General features: G+C 52.9%; 13 protein-coding genes. 8 read left to right on the top strand and 5 right to left on the bottom strand.

The window, feature by feature from the left end; all coding sequences use genetic code 11:
- Positions 1–5: 5 nt before the first annotated feature.
- On the bottom strand, positions 6–1,913 hold the full coding sequence (locus tag FHD02_RS09540; RefSeq protein ID WP_042314196.1) for an ABC transporter ATP-binding protein: 1,908 nt from the start codon (positions 1,911–1,913) through the stop codon (positions 6–8).
- A gap of 12 nt (positions 1,914–1,925) precedes the next feature.
- Positions 1,926–4,034: a bifunctional 23S rRNA (guanine(2069)-N(7))-methyltransferase RlmK/23S rRNA (guanine(2445)-N(2))-methyltransferase RlmL gene (gene rlmKL, locus FHD02_RS09535; protein WP_061381847.1), complete on the bottom strand. Its 2,109-nt coding sequence runs from the start codon at positions 4,032–4,034 to the stop codon at positions 1,926–1,928.
- 98 nt (positions 4,035–4,132) lie between these two features.
- Here rlmKL and FHD02_RS09530 point away from each other — a divergent pair, with 98 nt between their 5' ends.
- Positions 4,133–5,239, top strand: coding sequence for a YcbX family protein (locus tag FHD02_RS09530; protein WP_137361081.1), 1,107 nt, complete (start codon positions 4,133–4,135; stop codon positions 5,237–5,239).
- On the opposite strand, the gene zapC is transcribed toward FHD02_RS09530, so the two are convergent.
- Together zapC and pyrD are read right to left on the bottom strand one after the other, a co-directional pair.
- The gene (zapC, locus tag FHD02_RS09525; RefSeq protein WP_042314201.1) at positions 5,236–5,778 is read right to left on the bottom strand and encodes a cell division protein ZapC; all 543 of its coding nucleotides are present in this window, start codon (positions 5,776–5,778) and stop codon (positions 5,236–5,238) included. The two genes, FHD02_RS09530 and zapC, sit on opposite strands and share 4 nt — an antisense overlap.
- Positions 5,779–5,943: 165 nt before the next feature.
- Positions 5,944–6,954, bottom strand: a complete 1,011-nt coding sequence (gene pyrD / locus FHD02_RS09520; RefSeq protein ID WP_061381849.1) for a quinone-dependent dihydroorotate dehydrogenase — start codon at positions 6,952–6,954, stop codon at positions 5,944–5,946.
- 242 nt (positions 6,955–7,196) lie between these two features.
- Here pyrD and ssuE point away from each other — a divergent pair, with 242 nt between their 5' ends.
- From ssuE to ssuB, 5 genes are read left to right on the top strand one after another with little or no spacing between them, the layout of a single operon-like run.
- Complete coding sequence (gene ssuE, locus FHD02_RS09515) at positions 7,197–7,772, top strand: NADPH-dependent FMN reductase (protein ID WP_042309410.1); 576 nt, start codon at positions 7,197–7,199, stop codon at positions 7,770–7,772.
- On the top strand, positions 7,765–8,739 hold the full coding sequence (locus FHD02_RS09510) for a sulfonate ABC transporter substrate-binding protein (protein ID WP_137370462.1): 975 nt from the start codon (positions 7,765–7,767) through the stop codon (positions 8,737–8,739). Before ssuE ends, FHD02_RS09510 begins: the two co-directional genes overlap by 8 nt.
- The gene (gene ssuD / locus FHD02_RS09505) at positions 8,736–9,881 is read left to right on the top strand and encodes an FMNH2-dependent alkanesulfonate monooxygenase (RefSeq protein WP_220393829.1); all 1,146 of its coding nucleotides are present in this window, start codon (positions 8,736–8,738) and stop codon (positions 9,879–9,881) included. Before FHD02_RS09510 ends, ssuD begins: the two co-directional genes overlap by 4 nt.
- A gap of 11 nt (positions 9,882–9,892) precedes the next feature.
- Positions 9,893–10,684 (top strand): aliphatic sulfonate ABC transporter permease SsuC, encoded by a 792-nt coding sequence (gene ssuC / locus FHD02_RS09500; protein ID WP_220393828.1) that lies wholly within the window; start codon positions 9,893–9,895, stop codon positions 10,682–10,684.
- The gene (gene ssuB, locus FHD02_RS09495) at positions 10,681–11,448 is read left to right on the top strand and encodes an aliphatic sulfonates ABC transporter ATP-binding protein (RefSeq protein ID WP_087857551.1); all 768 of its coding nucleotides are present in this window, start codon (positions 10,681–10,683) and stop codon (positions 11,446–11,448) included. Before ssuC ends, ssuB begins: the two co-directional genes overlap by 4 nt.
- A gap of 96 nt (positions 11,449–11,544) precedes the next feature.
- Here ssuB and pepN read toward each other — a convergent pair whose 3' ends face one another.
- Positions 11,545–14,157, bottom strand: coding sequence for an aminopeptidase N (pepN, locus tag FHD02_RS09490; RefSeq protein ID WP_220393827.1), 2,613 nt, complete (start codon positions 14,155–14,157; stop codon positions 11,545–11,547).
- Between the two features lie 265 nt (positions 14,158–14,422).
- Between pepN and pncB the strand changes: the two genes are divergently transcribed.
- Entirely contained in the window at positions 14,423–15,625 is a 1,203-nt protein-coding gene (gene pncB / locus FHD02_RS09485; protein ID WP_042309421.1) for a nicotinate phosphoribosyltransferase, read from the top strand.
- A 166-nt stretch (positions 15,626–15,791) separates the two neighbouring features.
- On the top strand, positions 15,792–17,192 hold the full coding sequence (asnS, locus tag FHD02_RS09480; RefSeq protein WP_038639361.1) for an asparagine--tRNA ligase: 1,401 nt from the start codon (positions 15,792–15,794) through the stop codon (positions 17,190–17,192).
- Positions 17,193–17,500 lie beyond the last annotated feature (308 nt).

Below are 17,500 nucleotides of genomic sequence, written 5' to 3'. Positions count from 1 at the left end.
TTAAATTATGCGCCATTCTTCAAAGATTCAAGATACTCCCAGCGCTCAAAGGCTTGCTCAAGTTCTTGTTCCGCTTCGTTCAGATTAGCTAAAACCTGTTGCGTTTGCTCGTGCGGCTGACTGAAAAAAGTGGCGTCAGCAACCTGAGCTTGTAATGTTTCCAGCTTAGCTTCCAGTTCTTCAAGCAATGCCGGGAGCTGCTCTAGTTCGCGCTGCAGTTTATAGCTTAGTTTGCTCGTGCCACGTTTGACAATTTCTGCTTTAGGAGCAACAGCTTCCTCTGTTTTTTTCACAACGGGCTGTTTAAACGCCACATGCTGCGATTGCTGGCTGCGCGCGTCATGGTAACCGCCGACATAACGACCAATTTTACCACCGCCTTCGAAGATCCAGCATTCCGTAACGGTATTATCCACAAACTGACGGTCATGGCTCACCAGCAGTACGGTGCCCTGATAGCTGTCAATCAGCTCTTCAAGCAGTTCCAGCGTTTCGACGTCAAGATCGTTCGTTGGTTCATCGAGAATTAAAAGATTACTGGGTTTCAGGAACAAACGCGCCAACAACAGGCGGTTTCGTTCTCCGCCGGAGAGCGCGCGTACTGGCGTCATCGCCCGTTTTGGATGGAACAGGAAGTCCTGCAGGTAGCCCAACACATGGCGGGGTTTACCGTTAACCATCACCTCTTGCTTACCTTCGGCCAGATTGTCCATCACGGTTTTATCCGGATCCAGTTCAGCACGGTGCTGATCGAAATAAGCCACTTCCAGCTTGGTCCCAACATGAATGCGTCCACTGTCTGCCTGCAGTTGGCCTAGCATCAGTTTGAGCAGCGTCGTCTTACCGCAACCGTTAGGGCCAATTAACGCAATTTTGTCGCTGCGCTGCACCTGCGCGGAGAAATCTTTTACCAGTTGCTTACCATCAACCTGATAATCCACATTCTCCATTTCGAAGACAATCTTGCCCGAACGGCTCGCCTCTTCAACCTGCATCTTCGCCGTGCCCATCACTTCGCGACGCTCCCCGCGCTCGCGACGCATCGCTTTCAGGGCGCGAACACGGCCTTCGTTACGGGTACGACGTGCTTTGATACCCTGGCGGATCCAAACTTCTTCCTGCGCCAGCTTGCGATCAAACTCCGCGTTTTGTAACTCTTCTACCCGCAGCGCTTCTTCTTTCTCCAGCAGATACTGATCGTAGTTCCCCGGATAGGTCACCAACTTTCCGCGGTCAAGATCGACAATACGCGTCGCCATATTGCGAATAAACGAACGGTCGTGGGAAATGAAAATAATTGTCCCGTTGAAGGATTTCAGGAACCCTTCCAGCCAGTCGATTGTTTCAATGTCCAGGTGGTTCGTCGGTTCATCCAGCAGCAGTACGCGCGGATTACTCACCAACGCACGGCCCAGCGCCGCTTTACGCAGCCAACCACCAGACAGCGACGAAAGCGCGGCGTTAGGATCCAGCCCCAGTTGCGCCAACACTTCATTAATGCGACTTTCGAGCTGCCACAGATTGTGGTGATCGAGCATTTCCTGAACCCGCGCCATCTCATTCAGATTTCTGTCGCTCGGATCGGTCATTACCAGGCGCGAAATATCGTGGTAACGCTTCAAGTATTCAGCCTGTTCCTCAATACCTTCGGCAACGAAGTCATACACGCTGCCCTCGACGTTACGCGGCGGATCCTGTTGCAGACGCGCGACGACCAGATCCTGCTCATAAATAATACGCCCGTCGTCAAGACCCTGTTCACGGTTCAGGATCTTCATCAGCGTCGATTTACCCGCGCCGTTACGGCCTACCAGACAGACGCGTTCGTTATCCTCGATATGCAGTTCCGCATTATCAAGAAGGGGCGCATCGCTGAACGATAGCCATGCACCATGCATACTGATCAATGACATTTACTTATCCTTTCAGGCTGCGGTAATCAGCCAGCAATTGTGGATCTGACGGTTACGGGCAAAGTCCTGGGAAAGCGTTTTTTGGGTAATTTCTTGTGCTTTTAATCCCAGTTCAGCCAGCCCCTCGAGATCCATACGGAATCCACGTTTGTTGTTGGAGAACATGATCGTCCCGTCTTTACGTAACAGACGTTTTAGATCTTTCATCAACGCCAGATGATCGCGCTGCACATCAAACGAGTCTTCCATGCGTTTAGAGTTAGAGAACGTTGGCGGATCGATGAATATCAGATCGAACTGTTCATTGGCATCGCGCAGCCAGCCCAGACAATCGGCCTGAATTAAACGGTGAGCGCGACCGCTCAGGCCGTTCAGACGCAGGTTGCGTTCAGCCCATTCCAGGTAGGTACGTGACATATCAACCGTCGTGGTGCTCCGCGCACCGCCCAGTCCGGCATGAACGCTGGCGCTACCGGTGTAGGAGAACAGATTGAGGAAATCCTTACCTTTACTCATCTGACCCAACATGCGACGCGCAATGCGGTGATCGAGGAACAAACCGGTATCAAGATAGTCAGTCAGGTTCACCCACAGGCGCGCGTTGTACTCACTTACCTCAATGAATTCACCCTTCTCATTCATCTTCTGATACTGGTTTTTCCCTTTTTGACGCTCACGGGTTTTCAGCACCAGTTTATTCGGGGCAATCTCCAGTACTGAGAGCGTAGCGGCAATGATATCGAACAGGCGTTGACGCGCTTTCTGCGCATCGACCGTTTTCGGCGGCGCGTATTCCTGCACCACGACCCAGTCACCGTAACGGTCCACTGCTACGTTGTATTCCGGCAGGTCGGCATCGTACAGGCGGTAGCATTCAATACCTTCCTGACGCGCCCATTTTTCCAGCTTCTTAATATTCTTACGCAGGCGGTTGGCATAATCTTCTGCGACCGTAGCAGGCTTACTGTCGGTGCTAGTTTCTGCAACGTGATAGTTCTTCTGTACGCAATCCAGCGGACCATTTTTCGCTTTAAACTGCTTATCGGCACGTAATTGCAGGCTGCTGAGCAAATCCGGCGAGGCGCTAAACAGGGACAGATTCCAGCCGCCAAACTGGTTTTTCATTGTGCGCCCCAGCAGGCTGTGCAAGGCAATCAGCGCCGGTTCGCTATCCAGGCGTTCGCCGTATGGCGGGTTGCTGATAACCGTCCCGTACGGTCCTTTCGGTAACGGGTTGCTCAGTTTGGCCACATCTTTGACTTCAAACGTCATCAGATCAGCAATTCCGGCGCGACGGGCGTTACTGCGGGCTTTTTCAATTACGCGAGCATCGCTGTCAGATCCATAGAAGTGCGAGGTGTAGTCTGCGAGACCCTTACGCGCGCGCACCTGCGCTTCGGCTTTAACCTCTTGCCACACAGCGTCATCGTGCTGCGCCCAACCGCTGAACCCCCAATATCCACGGTGCAGACCTGGCGCACGATCGGTTGCCCACATTGCCGCTTCAATCAGCAGCGTACCGGAGCCACACATCGGATCGAGTAACGGCGTGCCCGGTTGCCAGCCTGAACGCATCACAATGGCGGCAGCCAGCGTTTCTTTAATCGGCGCCTGACCTGCGCGATCGCGATACCCACGCTGATGCAGGCCATCACCGCTCAGATCGAGCGCAATACTGGCGGTATCTTTATTCAGCCACACGTTGATGCGCAGATCCGGAGATTCCCGATCCACATTCGGACGCGGCAGATTTTTACGGGTAAAGGCGTCGACAATCGCATCCTTCACCTTCAGCGCCCCGTACTGGCTATTACGAATAGTTTCGTTCAGGCCACTAAAATGCACCGCAAATGTAGCGCCCGGATTAAATATCTCTGTCCAGTCGATTGCCTGAACACCGAGGTACAGATCAAGATCGCTGTAGACCTTGCACTCTCCCATCGGCAGGATAATGCGCGAGGCCAGGCGGCTCCACATCAGGCTCTGGTAAACAAGCCGCGTGTCGCCCTTAAAATGGACCCCACCCTGAACGACCTGACACTCCAGCGCGCCGAGGTTTTCCAGTTCAGTTTTTAACAGCTCTTCCAGCCCGCGGGCCGTACTGGCAAACAGAGAATTCATAATGTCACTTTTACTCCGAGAAAATTGCTGCGCATTATAGCTAATATGGGCGGTATGTCATAAAGTTGAAGGCTTATTTTCGCTCGAGGGGCTGTACAGTGGTCACGTTAACCCGACTTTTTATTCATCCGGTTAAATCAATGCGCGGTATTGGGCTTACCCACGCTCTGGCAGACGTTAGTGGTCTCGCCTTTGATCGCATTTTTATGATTACCGAACCCGACGGGACGTTCATTACCGCCCGACAGTTCCCACAGATGGTGCGTTTTACCCCTTCCCCTTTCCACGATGGATTGCATCTTACGGCGCCAGACGGCAGCAGCGCGCTTGTGCGATTTGCCGACTTCGCCCTGCAGGATGCGCCGACAGAAGTGTGGGGCAACCATTTTACCGCGCGTATTGCGCCAGCGGCTATCAACCAGTGGCTGAGCGGTTTTTTCTCCCGTGACGTGCAGCTTCGCTGGGTTGGTCCGCAGCTGACACGCCGTGTGAAGCGCCGCGATGATGTTCCTTTATCCTTTGCCGATGGTTATCCCTACCTTTTAACTAACGAAGCGTCATTGCGCGATTTGCAGCAGCGCTGCCCGGCAAGCGTAAAAATGGAACAGTTCCGCCCCAATCTGGTGGTTTCAGGTGCTGCCGCCTGGGAAGAAGATACCTGGAAAGTGATCCGCATTGGCGAGGTTATTTTTGACGTGGCTAAACCTTGTAGCCGCTGCATTTTCACTACCGTCAGCCCTGAGAAAGGTCAGAAGCATCCGTCCGGCGAACCGCTGGCCACGCTGCAAAGCTTTCGCACTGCAACGGATAACGGCGATGTCGATTTTGGTCAGAATCTCATTGCGCGTAACAGTGGCGTGGTTCGCGTCGGCGACGAGGTTGAAATTCTGTCCACCGGTCCGGCCAGAGTATATGGCGCGGCAGAAACCGATGATACTGCCCCGGTGCAACAACCCGATGCCACGGTGCTTATCGAGTGGCAGGGACAGACCTTTCGCGGAAATAATCAGCAGGTATTGCTTGAACAGCTGGAAAACCAGGGTATCCGGGTTCCCTACTCATGTCGGGCGGGAATTTGCGGATGCTGTCGAATTCGGCTGGTAGAAGGCGAAGTGAGCCCGCTGAAAAAATCAGCGATGGGAGATGACGGGACGATTCTGTGCTGTAGTTGTGTGCCCAAAACGGCAATCAGGCTGGAAAGTTAAACCGCCTGCTCAAGGCTGAAACTGTCAACCATTGTCTGCGGTTTCAGTCTGTCATTCATGATTTTAATTGCGTCGCCAAGCTGCATGGTGCGCCCGGCAATCACCACGCCCGGTTGTGCCAGCAGACAAAGCGCGGCGTTTTCACCCGGTTCAACCACTAACAGGTTTACCTGCTCATCGGTATCGCTTAAATCGACACAGGCAGCGTCCCCAACCACTGGCGTCCAGTTAATGCCGTGGGCGACAAAGTGCCAGCTTTTTGGCATCTGCGGCTTAAGATAACGAATAGCCACCAGCGCATTGAGCACCAGTTCCGCTTTTTGTTCTTTCGCTAAATCCAGGTAGCGGCATTTTTCTTCAAAGGAAAAATAAAGCGCGGCGTCATCAACGCAAAATCCGGAAGGAGAAAATGCATCAGGAGTGAGCATTTTACGAGCAAAACGCGAACGGAATAACATACCATTGGCTAAATCGAGCATCATACGATCGTGCTCTTCATCATAATACCAGCGCCAGTTATCGTCGGGTTTAATTCGCATCAGTTTCTCTCCTTTCCTTAATCATCGCCATTACGACAGTATCCTTTTGCCGCTTCGTTTATTGCCCTAATAATAAAAGCTCAGAATGTTTAAATAAGCAACAGTAAAGGAATATAAAACAACCAGGGCTAGAAATAAAGCCCTGGATTGTGATTAAGGTAGCATTCAGATATTGCTGACGATTTCTTTAATCAATGGTGGACCTTTAAAAATAAAGCCCGAATAAATCTGTACCAGGGTAGCGCCAGCGGCTATTTTCTCACGCGCGGCGATGACCGAGTCGATACCGCCAACACCAATAATCGGCAACTGACCATTTAATTCCTGAGACAACTGGCGAATAATTTCTGTACTTTTTAATTGTAACGGACGACCGCTCAACCCACCCATTTGATCGCAATTTTTCATTCCCTGTACGAGAGAACGATCGAGAGTGGTGTTAGTTGCAATTACGCCATCAATATTATGACGAACTAAACTGTCGGCGACCTGGATCAGTTCTTCGACGGAAAGATCCGGCGCGATCTTTACGGCCACCGGAACATATTTATGGTGGATCGCTTGCAGATCGTTTTGCTTATTTTTAATTGCCGTTAGCAGATCGTCCAGCGCTTCACCGTATTGCAGCGTGCGTAATCCCGGCGTATTCGGTGAAGAGATATTAATCGCGATATAACCGGCATAAGCATAGACTTTTTCCATACAAATCAGATAGTCATCTTTGCCGTTTTCTACCGGAGTATCTTTATTCTTACCAATATTAATGCCGAGAATGCCGTCAAAATGTGATTTCTTAACGTTCTCTACCAGGTTATCAACACCCAGGTTATTGAATCCCATGCGGTTGATCAAACCTTCCGCATCCACCAGACGGAACAGACGTGGTTTATCGTTCCCGGGCTGGGGACGTGGCGTCACGGTACCAATCTCAATTGAACCGAATCCCATCGCACCGAGCGCATCAATGCACTCCCCGTCTTTATCCAGTCCGGCAGCAAGCCCGAGCGGATTTTTAAACGTCAGCCCCATACAGGTAACCGGTTTTGCGGGTACTTTCTGGCGGACAAGCGCTTCGAGCGGCGTGCCGGTAATGCGACGTAACTGCTGGAATGTCAATTCATGAGCGCGCTCAGGATCGAGCTGGAAAAGGGCTTTACGAACGAAGGGGTAGTACATGAACTCTCCTGGATTCCCGGTGTGCAAACCGGGGGCGTATTATGTGCGATCACGAGCAAAAAGGGAATTGACCTGCGGCAATAAATAGCAATCGTTTTCCTGCTTCAGCCGTTTTATTCACTTTTCAACTTTTCTATGCCGTATAAATCATTTCGATAAACAAAATCTCTCTGCCAGACTGCACAAATTGTTATCAATGTTAAATAAAAGCGAACAATTGGTTATAAGGGGAGATTGAAATTATGCGCGTCATTACTCTGGCGGGAAGCCCACGCTTCCCCTCTCGCTCCAGCGCGTTACTGGAATACGCCCGAGAAAAACTGAACAGCCAGGATGTCGAAGTCTGTCACTGGAATCTGCACAACTTTGCCCCAGAAGACCTGATTTATGCGCGCTTCGACAGCCCGGCGCTGAAAACCTTTGTCGAACAACTACACGACGCCGACGGATTGATTGTGGCAACACCAGTCTACAAAGCAGCTTACTCCGGTGCGTTGAAAACGTTGCTCGACCTGCTTCCCGAACGTGCACTGGAAGGCAAAGTGGTTTTGCCACTGGCAACAGGCGGTACCGTTGCGCATTTACTGGCCGTTGATTACGCACTTAAGCCGGTGCTGAGCGCGTTAAAAGCCCAGGAAATCCTGCACGGTGTTTTTGCTGATGATTCACAGGTGATTGATTATCAACATAAACCGCAGTTTACGCCCAACCTGCAACTGCGTCTGGACAATGCGCTCGACACCTTCTGGCTGGCGTTGCATCGTCGCGACGTCCAACTCCCTCAATTGAATGCTCTGCGAGGTGCCGCCCATGCTTAATCTGCTCAAACGTCACACGCCTTGGCTGGCGTTGACCGGATTGCTGTCACTTTCAACGCTCGCCCATGCCGCAGAGTCTGCACCAGACGCGCTGCGCATAGGCTACCAGAAAGGGAGCGTCAGCATGGTGCTGGCTAAAAGCCATCAGCTACTGGAGAAACGCTACCCGCAGACCAAAATCTCGTGGATTGAGTTCCCGGCAGGGCCGCAAATGCTGGAAGCACTCAATATTGGCAGTATTGATCTCGGCAGTACCGGTGACATTCCACCGATTTTCGCCCAGGCCGCTGGAGCCGATCTGGTTTACGTTGGCGTCGAGCCGCCCAAACCAAAAGCCGAAGTGATTCTGGTGCCCAAAAACAGCCCGATCCAGAGCGTGGCGCAGCTCAAAGGGCATAAAGTCGCCTTCCAGAAAGGTTCCAGCGCCCACAATTTACTGCTGCGAGCCTTACAACAGGCCGGGCTGAAATTTACCGATATTCAACCAACATATCTGACACCCGCAGATGCCAGAGCAGCCTTCCAGCAAGGTAACGTTGATGCGTGGGCTATCTGGGATCCTTACTATTCCGCCGCGTTGCTGCAGGGGGATGTGCGCGTGCTAAAAGACGGCTCAGATCTCAAACAGACCGGCTCCTTTTATCTCGCCGCGCGTCCTTATGCCGAGAAAAATGGGGCATTTGTGCTTGGCGTGCTGGATACCTTTAGCCAGGCCGATGCGTTAACCCTCAGCCAGCGCCAACAAAGTATTACCCTGCTGGCCAAAACCATGGGGCTGCCAGAGCCGGTGATTGCGTCTTATCTTGATCACCGGCCGCCAACGACCATCTCGCCCGTCAGCACCTCTGTTGCCGCTCTGCAACAACAAACCGCCGATCTGTTTTATGACAATCGTCTGGTGCCGAAAAAAATCGATATTCGCCAGCGTATCTGGCAACCCACTCAGCAGACAGGAGCAAAATTATGAGTCTGAACATGTTCTGGTTTTTACCTACCCACGGCGACGGTCATTATCTGGGAACGGAAGAAGGCTCGCGTCCGGTCGATCACGGCTATCTGCAGCAAATCGCACAGGCCGCCGATCGTCTGGGATTTACCGGCGTGTTGATCCCAACCGGTCGCTCCTGTGAAGATGCCTGGCTGGTAGCCGCCTCGATGATCCCCGTTACCCAGCGGCTCAAGTTTCTGGTCGCGCTGCGTCCAAGCGTAACATCGCCAACGGTTGCCGCGCGCCAGGCAGCAACGCTCGACAGACTCTCTAACGGCCGGGCGCTGTTTAACCTGGTGACCGGTAGCGATCCACAGGAGTTGGCTGGCGACGGCGTGTTTCTTGATCATACCGAGCGCTATGAAGCTTCTGCTGAATTCACCCAGATCTGGCGTCGGCTGTTACAGGGGGAAACTGTCGATTTCAACGGCAAACATATGCACGTCCGCGGCGCGAAGCTGTTTTTTCCTCCCGTACAACAACCCTGGCCGCCACTTTATTTCGGTGGTTCTTCCGATGTCGCGCAAGACCTGGCTGCCGAGCAGGTTGATCTCTATCTGACCTGGGGCGAGCCGCCTGAACAGGTGAAAGAGAAGATTGAGCAAGTACGGGCCAAAGCGACAGCGCTTGGACGTAAGATCCGCTTTGGTATTCGTTTGCATGTGATCGTGCGGGAGACGACGGATGAAGCGTGGCAGGCAGCGGAACGTCTGATTTCTCATCTTGATGACGACACGATTGCCAAAGCTCAGGCCGCCTTCTCAAGAACGGATTCGGTTGGCCAGCAGCGGATGGCCGTGCTGCATAACGGTAAACGCGACAAACTGGAGATTAGCCCAAACCTGTGGGCTGGCGTTGGACTGGTGCGTGGCGGCGCCGGGACCGCGCTGGTCGGTGACGGTCCTACCGTCGCGGCGCGTATCAACGAGTATGCCGCGCTGGGTATCGACAGCTTTGTGCTGTCGGGGTATCCGCATCTGGAAGAGGCGTACAAAGTTGGCGAGCTACTGTTCCCGCATCTGGATGTATCGATCCCTGAAATTCCACAGCCACAGCGTCTGCACCAACAAGGCGAAGCGGTGGCTAACGAATTTATTCCTCGTAAGGTCGCGCAAAGCTAAGGAGCACGCTGATGACAACACCGAAAAACAGGTGGTTATTGCGCCTTGCACCCTGGTTTCTGCTGGTAGGTCTGGTGGCGTTCTGGCAGATAGCCTCGTCAATGGGCTGGCTATCCACCCGCATCCTGCCCTCCCCGGAGGGCGTGGTCGAAGCCTTCTGGACGCTCTCCGCCAGCGGCGAGCTTTGGCAGCATCTGGCGATCAGCTCCTGGCGCGCGCTGATCGGATTCTCGATCGGTGGATCGTTAGGTTTGATGCTGGGACTCATTAGCGGTCTTTCACGCTGGGGGGAACGCCTGTTGGATACGTCGGTACAGATGCTGCGTAACGTCCCCCATCTGGCGCTGATCCCGCTGGTGATTTTGTGGTTCGGCATTGATGAATCCGCCAAAATCTTTCTCGTCGCCTTGGGCACTCTGTTCCCGATTTACATCAACACCTGGCACGGGATCCGCAATATCGATCGCGGCCTGGTGGAGATGGCGCGCAGCTATGGGTTGTCCGGCTTTTCACTGTTTATCCATGTGATCCTCCCCGGTGCCCTGCCCTCGATTATGGTTGGCGTACGTTTTGCTCTCGGCCTGATGTGGCTGACGCTGATCGTTGCGGAGACTATTTCAGCCAATGCCGGCATTGGTTATCTGGCGATGAATGCCCGAGAATTTCTGCAAACCGACGTGGTGGTAGTGGCCATCATTCTCTATGCCCTGCTCGGCAAACTTGCCGATGTCAGCGCCCAACTGCTGGAGCGGATCTGGCTGCGCTGGAACCCGGCTTACCATGTGAAGGAGGCTACTGTATGAATACCGCTCGCTTGAATCAGGGTACGCCGCTTTTGCTGAGCGCCGTGACCAAACAATACGCCGCCAATACGGTGCTGAATCAATTAGATCTGCATATTCCGGCAGGGCAATTTGTTGCCGTAGTGGGCCGCAGCGGCGGTGGCAAAAGTACCTTACTGCGGCTGCTGGCTGGGCTGGAATCGCCCACTTCAGGCGCATTACTTGCCGGAACCACCCCGCTGGCAGAGATTCAGGATGATACGCGCATGATGTTTCAGGATGCGCGCCTGCTGCCATGGAAAACGGTTATCGATAACGTTGGTCTGGGGCTGAAAGGTCAATGGCGCGATGCGGCCCGTAATGCGTTGGCCGCTGTTGGCCTCGAAAACCGGGCACAGGAGTGGCCTGCCGCCCTGTCTGGGGGGCAAAAACAGCGCGTGGCCCTGGCGCGGGCATTAATTCACCGCCCTGGCCTGCTGTTACTGGATGAACCGCTCGGCGCGCTGGATGCGTTAACCCGTCTTGAGATGCAGGATCTGATCGTCTCGCTATGGCAGGACCACGGCTTTACGGTGCTGCTGGTGACGCACGATGTCAGTGAGGCCGTCGCAATGGCAGACCGCGTGCTATTGATCGAAGAGGGTAAAATCGGGCTGGATCTGACGGTGGATATTCAGCGCCCCCGCCGTTTGGGATCGGTGCGGTTAGCCGAGCTGGAAGCGGAAGTGTTGAACCGGGTGATGAAACGCGGCGAGACGGAACAACCGATCCGTCGACATGGATAAACACTCAGAAAACAAGGCCCGGTAGCGCTTACCGGGCCTTTTGCCGGATGACGGCGTTACCGCCTTATCCGGCCTACTAAACTACAGGTCAACGTTTCAGGCTAACGCTTTGTCAATCTTCTCAAACAGATCGCCGGAGAGATTCTCGAGGCCTTTCAACTGTTCCAGCGCCGCACGCATCTTCGCCTGACGTTTGGCATCATAACGTTTTAAACGAATCAACGGCTCAATCAGACGTGACGCCACCTGCGGATTGCGGCTGTTCAGTTCAGTCAGCATGTCGACCAGGAACTGATAGCCGCTGCCATCTTCCGCATGGAAAGCCGCCGGGTTGCTGCCCGCAAAAGCACCAATCAGCGAACGGATGCGGTTCGGATTACTCATACTGAAGGAACGATGCTTCAGCAGACCGCGTACCGTTTCCAGCACGTTTCTCGCCGGGCTGGTGGATTGCAGGATAAACCATTTATCCATCACCAGACCGTCATGATGCCACTTATCGTCATACTCCTGCATCAATGCGTCGCGGCATGGCAGTTGCGCCGCCACAGCAGCGGACAGCGCCGCCAGGGCGTCAGTCATATTGTTCGCTTCACGGTACTGCTTGCTGACCAGCGTGTCAGCCAGATGGGTTTCGCCAAAGGCCAGGAAGCGCAGGCAGGCATTGCGCAGCGTTCGTTTGCCAATATCAGCATGCTCAACGCGGTACTCGTCAAGATGATTAGCGTTATAGATGGCGAGGAATTCATCCGCCAGTTCAGCCGCCAGAGTGCGGGTCAATGCTTCGCGAACCTCCGTTATCGCCACAGGATCAATGATGTCGAACAGTTCGGCAATTTCATTCACCGAAGGCAACGTCAGGATTTCTGCCGCCAGCGCCGGATCGATTTTCTCATCCAACAGAATCGCGCGGAAAGCATCGGCCACATGTACCGGCAGCGACAGCGGCTGTCCCTGCTGATGACGGGCAACGTTGAGCTTAATATAGGTCGCCAGCAGACTTTGCGCCGCATCCCAACGCGAGAAATCGTTACGCGCGTGACGCATCAGGAAGGTTAGTTGCTGATCGCTCCATTTGTATTCCAGTTTTACCGGTGCGGAGAATTCGCACAGCAGTGCCGGAACCGGCTGGAAGTAGACGTTATCAAAGACAAACGTCTGTTCTGCCTGGGTCACGTTGAGCACGGCATTCACCGGATGCCCGCCTTTTTGTAGCGGGATCACTTTCCCTTCGTTGTCATACAACTCGAGGGCGAAAGGAATATGCAGCGGTTGTTTCTCGGCCTGATCCGGCGTGGCTGGCGTACGCTGACTGATGGTCAGCGTGTATTGTTCCGTTGACGGATTGTAGTCATCACGCACGGTCAGAATCGGCGTACCGGACTGACTGTACCAGCGACGGAAATGCGAGAGGTCGACGTTGGACGCATCTTCCATCGCCTGCACAAAATCATCACAGGTAGCAGCGCTGCCGTCATGACGCTCAAAGTACAGCTGCATCCCTTTCTGGAAGTTAGCCTCACCCAGCAGGGTGTGGATCATACGAATGACTTCAGCGCCCTTTTCGTACACGGTCAGGGTATAGAAGTTGTTCATTTCGATGACCATATCCGGACGGATAGGGTGCGCCATCGGACTGGCGTCTTCGGCAAACTGCAAGCCGCGCATGGTACGTACATTGCTGATACGGTTTACCGCGCGTGAGCCGAGATCGGAACTGAACTCCTGATCGCGGAACACGGTTAAACCTTCTTTCAGGCTCAACTGGAACCAGTCGCGACAGGTCACACGGTTGCCGGTCCAGTTATGGAAATATTCGTGACCAATAACGCGTTCAATATCGAGATAGTCTTTGTCGGTGGCCGTATCGGTGCGGGCCAGCACATATTTGGAGTTAAAGATGTTCAGACCTTTATTCTCCATCGCGCCCATATTGAAGAAGTCGACGGCGACAATCATATAGATGTCGAGGTCATACTCGAGGCCGAAACGCTCCTCATCCCATTTCATGGAGTTTTTCAGCGAGGTCATTGCCCACGGCGCACGGTCCAGATTGCCGCGATCGACATACAGTTCCAGCGCCACTTCACGTCCTGAGCGGGTGGTAAAGGTGTCACGCAGGACGTCGAAATCACCGGCTACCAGCGCAAACAGATAGCACGGTTTCGGGAACGGATCCTGCCACTGCACCCAGTGACGACCGTTTTCCAGTTCACCCTGCGCCACGCGATTGCCGTTAGAGAGCAGGAACGGATATTGGGTTTTATCGGCGATAATTTTGGTGGTAAAACGCGCCAGAACATCGGGTCTGTCGAGATACCAGGTAATATGGCGGAACCCTTCTGCTTCACACTGGGTGCACAGCGCATCGCCAGACTTATACAGTCCTTCCAGCGCGGTATTGGCCGCCGGGCTAATTTCATTCACAATACGCAGCGTAAAACGTTCCGGCAACTGACTGATGACCAGAGCGCCCTCTTCTTCTTTATACTCTGTCCACGGCTCGTCGTTCACGTGGATTGACACCAGGGTCAGATCTTCGCCATCCAGGCGCAGCGGCGCACTGGACGCACCATGACGGACAGCCTGGCTCACGGCGGTGACCACGGTTTTTTCAGCATCCAGGTCAAAGGTCAAGTCAATATCAGTAATCTGGTAATCCGGCGCACGATAGTCGTGACGGTATTTGGCTTGTGGCTGTTGTGTCATAAAAAACCTTTAGCATCTTTGGTAGAGTCTCGGCTTCAGTCTATTCCTGTTGCGTAAATCGCGCTACGCAGAATGTTCATCTTTTCAGGCACAAACACCCTTTTTGCTACATTTTCATAACACGCGGCACGAATTGCCCTCGACCAGAAAGACAGCTTATGGTGTGATCGGGGTTCAATAAATCGCTAAACAGGGTATACTCCAGCGGTTTTCTTAGTTGTTTATTGTACTAAACGCTCCCGTGAGAGGATGCTACTGCGCACCTATGACACAATTCGCTTCTCCTGTTCTGCACTCGCTGCTGGATACAGACGCTTATAAGTTGCATATGCAGCAAGCCGTTTTTCACCACTACTATGATGTACAAGTAGCGGCTGAATTTCGTTGCCGTGGCGATGACCTGCTCGGTATTTACGCTGATGCTATTCGTGAGCAGGTGAATGCTATGCAGCACCTGCGGCTGCAGGAGGACGAGTACCAGTGGCTCTCCGGCCTGCCTTTCTTTAAAGCTGATTACCTCGCCTGGTTACGCGATTTCCGTTATAAGCCGGAACAAGTTTGCGTCACCAACGATAACGGTAAGCTGAACATCCGCTTAACCGGTCCATGGCGTGAAGTGATCATGTGGGAAGTCCCGCTGCTGGCGGTTATCAGCGAACTGGTGCACCGTTACCGTTCGCCCGAATCAGGCGTTCCACAGGCACTCAATGAGCTGGAAAGCAAACTAGTCGAATTCTCTGCTTTAACGAAAGATGTCGATATGTCCCGCTTCCATCTGATGGATTTCGGTACGCGCCGTCGTTTTTCACGCGAAGTACAGCAGGCCATTGTTAAACGCCTGCAGCAAGAATCCTGGTTTGTCGGCACCAGCAACTACGATCTCGCCCGCCGTCTGTCATTAACCCCGATGGGTACACAGGCGCATGAGTGGTTCCAGGCTCATCAGCAAATCAGCCCAGAGCTTGCCACCAGCCAGCGTGTTGCGCTGGCCGCATGGTTAAATGAATATCCTGACCAACTCGGGATTGCACTGACCGACTGCATCACCATGGACGCATTTTTACGCGACTTTGGCGTCGAGTTTGCGACCCGTTACCAGGGCTTACGTCACGACTCAGGCGATCCGGTAGAATGGGGTGAAAAAGCCATTGCCCATTATGAAAAACTGGGGATTGATCCGCTGAGCAAAACGCTGGTGTTCTCAGATAACCTCGATCTGAAAAAAGCGATTGAGCTCTACCGCCACTTCTCTTCTCGCGTACAGTTGAGTTTTGGCATTGGTACAAGGCTAACGTGTGATATTCCGCAGGTTAAGCCGCTCAATATTGTTATCAAGCTGGTGGAATGTAACGGCAAACCGGTAGCGAAGTTATCTGACAGCCCCGGTAAAACCATCTGCCACGATAAAGCGTTTGTTCGTGCGTTGCGCAAAGCTTTCGATTTGCCGCATATTAAAAAAGCCAGTTAATCTTCACAGGGAGCCACATCGGCTCCCTTTTCGCGTTTATTTCCGAAATCTTTCACTCCAGCAACGAATTCTGCTTGTCTGATTGCAGATGCCAGGTAACATAGGTATCCCCCCCATTACGGGTGGACATGTGTTTATATATCCGACTATTAACAGAGAGAATATTATGAGCGTTGTGCCTGTAGCCGACGTACTCCAGGGCCGCGTAGCCGTTGACAGCGAAGTCACCGTGCGCGGATGGGTGCGTACCCGCCGAGATTCAAAAGCTGGCATCTCCTTCCTCGCCGTTTATGACGGTTCCTGCTTTGATCCTGTACAGGCCGTCATCAATAATTCTCTGCCCAATTACAATCAGGACGTATTGCGCCTGACAACGGGCTGTTCAGTTATCGTAACGGGTAAAGTCGTTGCGTCGCCTGGACAGGGACAGAGCTTTGAAATTCAGGCCACTGAGGTTGAAGTCGCGGGCTGGGTTGAAGATCCTGACACCTACCCAATGGCGGCCAAGCGTCACAGCATTGAGTATCTGCGTGAAGTCGCGCATATGCGTCCGCGTACCAACATGATTGGTGCGGTAGCGCGTGTACGTCATACGCTGGCGCAAGCACTGCATCGTTTTTTCCACGAGCAGGGTTTCTTTTGGGTATCCACGCCGCTGATCACCGCTTCCGATACGGAAGGCGCTGGTGAGATGTTCCGTGTTTCTACGCTGGATCTGGAAAACCTGCCGCGTAACGATCAGGGAAAAGTCGACTTCGATAAGGACTTCTTCGGTAAAGAAGCCTTCCTGACCGTTTCTGGTCAGTTGAACGGCGAAACCTACGCCTGCGCCCTGTCCAAAATTTATACCTTTGGCCCGACGTTCCGTGCAGAAAACTCTAACACCAGCCGTCACCTGGCAGAGTTCTGGATGCTGGAGCCAGAAGTGGCTTTCGCCAATCTGGACGACGTGGCAGGCCTCGCTGAAGCCATGCTGAAGTATGCTTTCAAGGCCGTACTGGCAGAGCGTGCGGATGATATGAAATTCTTCGCTGAACGCGTAGACAAAGACGCGATTTCACGCCTGGAACGTTTCATTGACGCCGACTTCGCGCAGGTGGACTACACCGACGCGGTAAGCATTCTCGAAAAATGCGGCAAACAGTTTGAAAACCCGGTTTACTGGGGTGTGGATCTCTCTTCCGAGCACGAACGTTATCTTGCTGAAGAGCACTTTAAAGCGCCGGTCGTGGTTAAAAACTACCCGAAAGATATCAAAGCGTTTTATATGCGCCTTAACGAAGACGGTAAAACCGTTGCGGCAATGGACGTACTGGCTCCGGGAATCGGTGAAATCATCGGTGGTTCTCAGCGTGAAGAGCGTCTGGACGTGCTGGATGCCCGTATGCTGGAGATGGGTCTGAATAAAGAAGATTACTGGTGGTATCGCGACCTGCGCCGCTACGGTACCGTTCCGCATTCCGGCTTCGGCTTAGGCTTCGAGCGTCTGATTGCCTACGTTACTGGCGTGCAGAACGTCCGTGATGTCATTCCGTTCCCGCGTACTCCGCGTAACGCCAGCTTCTAAAACTGAATTTTTAATCCAAAGGCCAGCATTCATTGCTGGCCTTTTTTGTAACCGCGCCACGTTACAGGGATCCCCATAACACGTTAAATACAACCCTTCACCTCCCCTCTTCCTGTTACGTAATATTTCACAGCAACACATTCGAACAAAAAATAATCAGCAGTTTTATTGTGGATTAGCATTTTCTGATTAAATAGTACATTTTTTAACCTTTCGCATGGCTGTCCAGATGTCCATAAATCACCTTCAGTTAAATCAGTTCTTTTAGTCATAGCGAAGAAAAAGCGGTCTTAGCAAAATTAAATATA

Origin of the sequence: Citrobacter sp. EC_71 (genome assembly GCF_019584005.1) — a bacterium.
In the GTDB taxonomy this organism is placed as follows: Bacteria; Pseudomonadota; Gammaproteobacteria; order Enterobacterales; family Enterobacteriaceae; genus Citrobacter; species Citrobacter werkmanii.
The sequence above is the reverse complement of the archived record's forward strand: the minus strand, read 5'-3'. Positions and strand labels throughout refer to the sequence as shown.

Bases quoted from the DNA above. Each gene is read 5' to 3' on its own strand.
- ssuE (WP_042309410.1), top strand. From the start codon at position 7,197: ATGCGCGTCATTACTCTGGCGGGAAGCCCACGCTTCCCCTCTCGCTCC.
- ssuC (WP_220393828.1), top strand. From the start codon at position 9,893: ATGACAACACCGAAAAACAGGTGGTTATTGCGCCTTGCACCCTGGTTT.
- zapC (WP_042314201.1), bottom strand. From the start codon at position 5,778: ATGCGAATTAAACCCGACGATAACTGGCGCTGGTATTATGATGAAGAG.
- ssuD (WP_220393829.1), top strand. From the start codon at position 8,736: ATGAGTCTGAACATGTTCTGGTTTTTACCTACCCACGGCGACGGTCAT.
- ssuB (WP_087857551.1), top strand. From the start codon at position 10,681: ATGAATACCGCTCGCTTGAATCAGGGTACGCCGCTTTTGCTGAGCGCC.
- rlmKL (WP_061381847.1), bottom strand. From the start codon at position 4,034: ATGAATTCTCTGTTTGCCAGTACGGCCCGCGGGCTGGAAGAGCTGTTA.
- pncB (WP_042309421.1), top strand. From the start codon at position 14,423: ATGACACAATTCGCTTCTCCTGTTCTGCACTCGCTGCTGGATACAGAC.
- FHD02_RS09510 (WP_137370462.1), top strand. From the start codon at position 7,765: ATGCTTAATCTGCTCAAACGTCACACGCCTTGGCTGGCGTTGACCGGA.
- FHD02_RS09540 (WP_042314196.1), bottom strand. From the start codon at position 1,913: ATGTCATTGATCAGTATGCATGGTGCATGGCTATCGTTCAGCGATGCG.
- pepN (WP_220393827.1), bottom strand. From the start codon at position 14,157: ATGACACAACAGCCACAAGCCAAATACCGTCACGACTATCGTGCGCCG.
- pyrD (WP_061381849.1), bottom strand. From the start codon at position 6,954: ATGTACTACCCCTTCGTTCGTAAAGCCCTTTTCCAGCTCGATCCTGAG.
- asnS (WP_038639361.1), top strand. From the start codon at position 15,792: ATGAGCGTTGTGCCTGTAGCCGACGTACTCCAGGGCCGCGTAGCCGTT.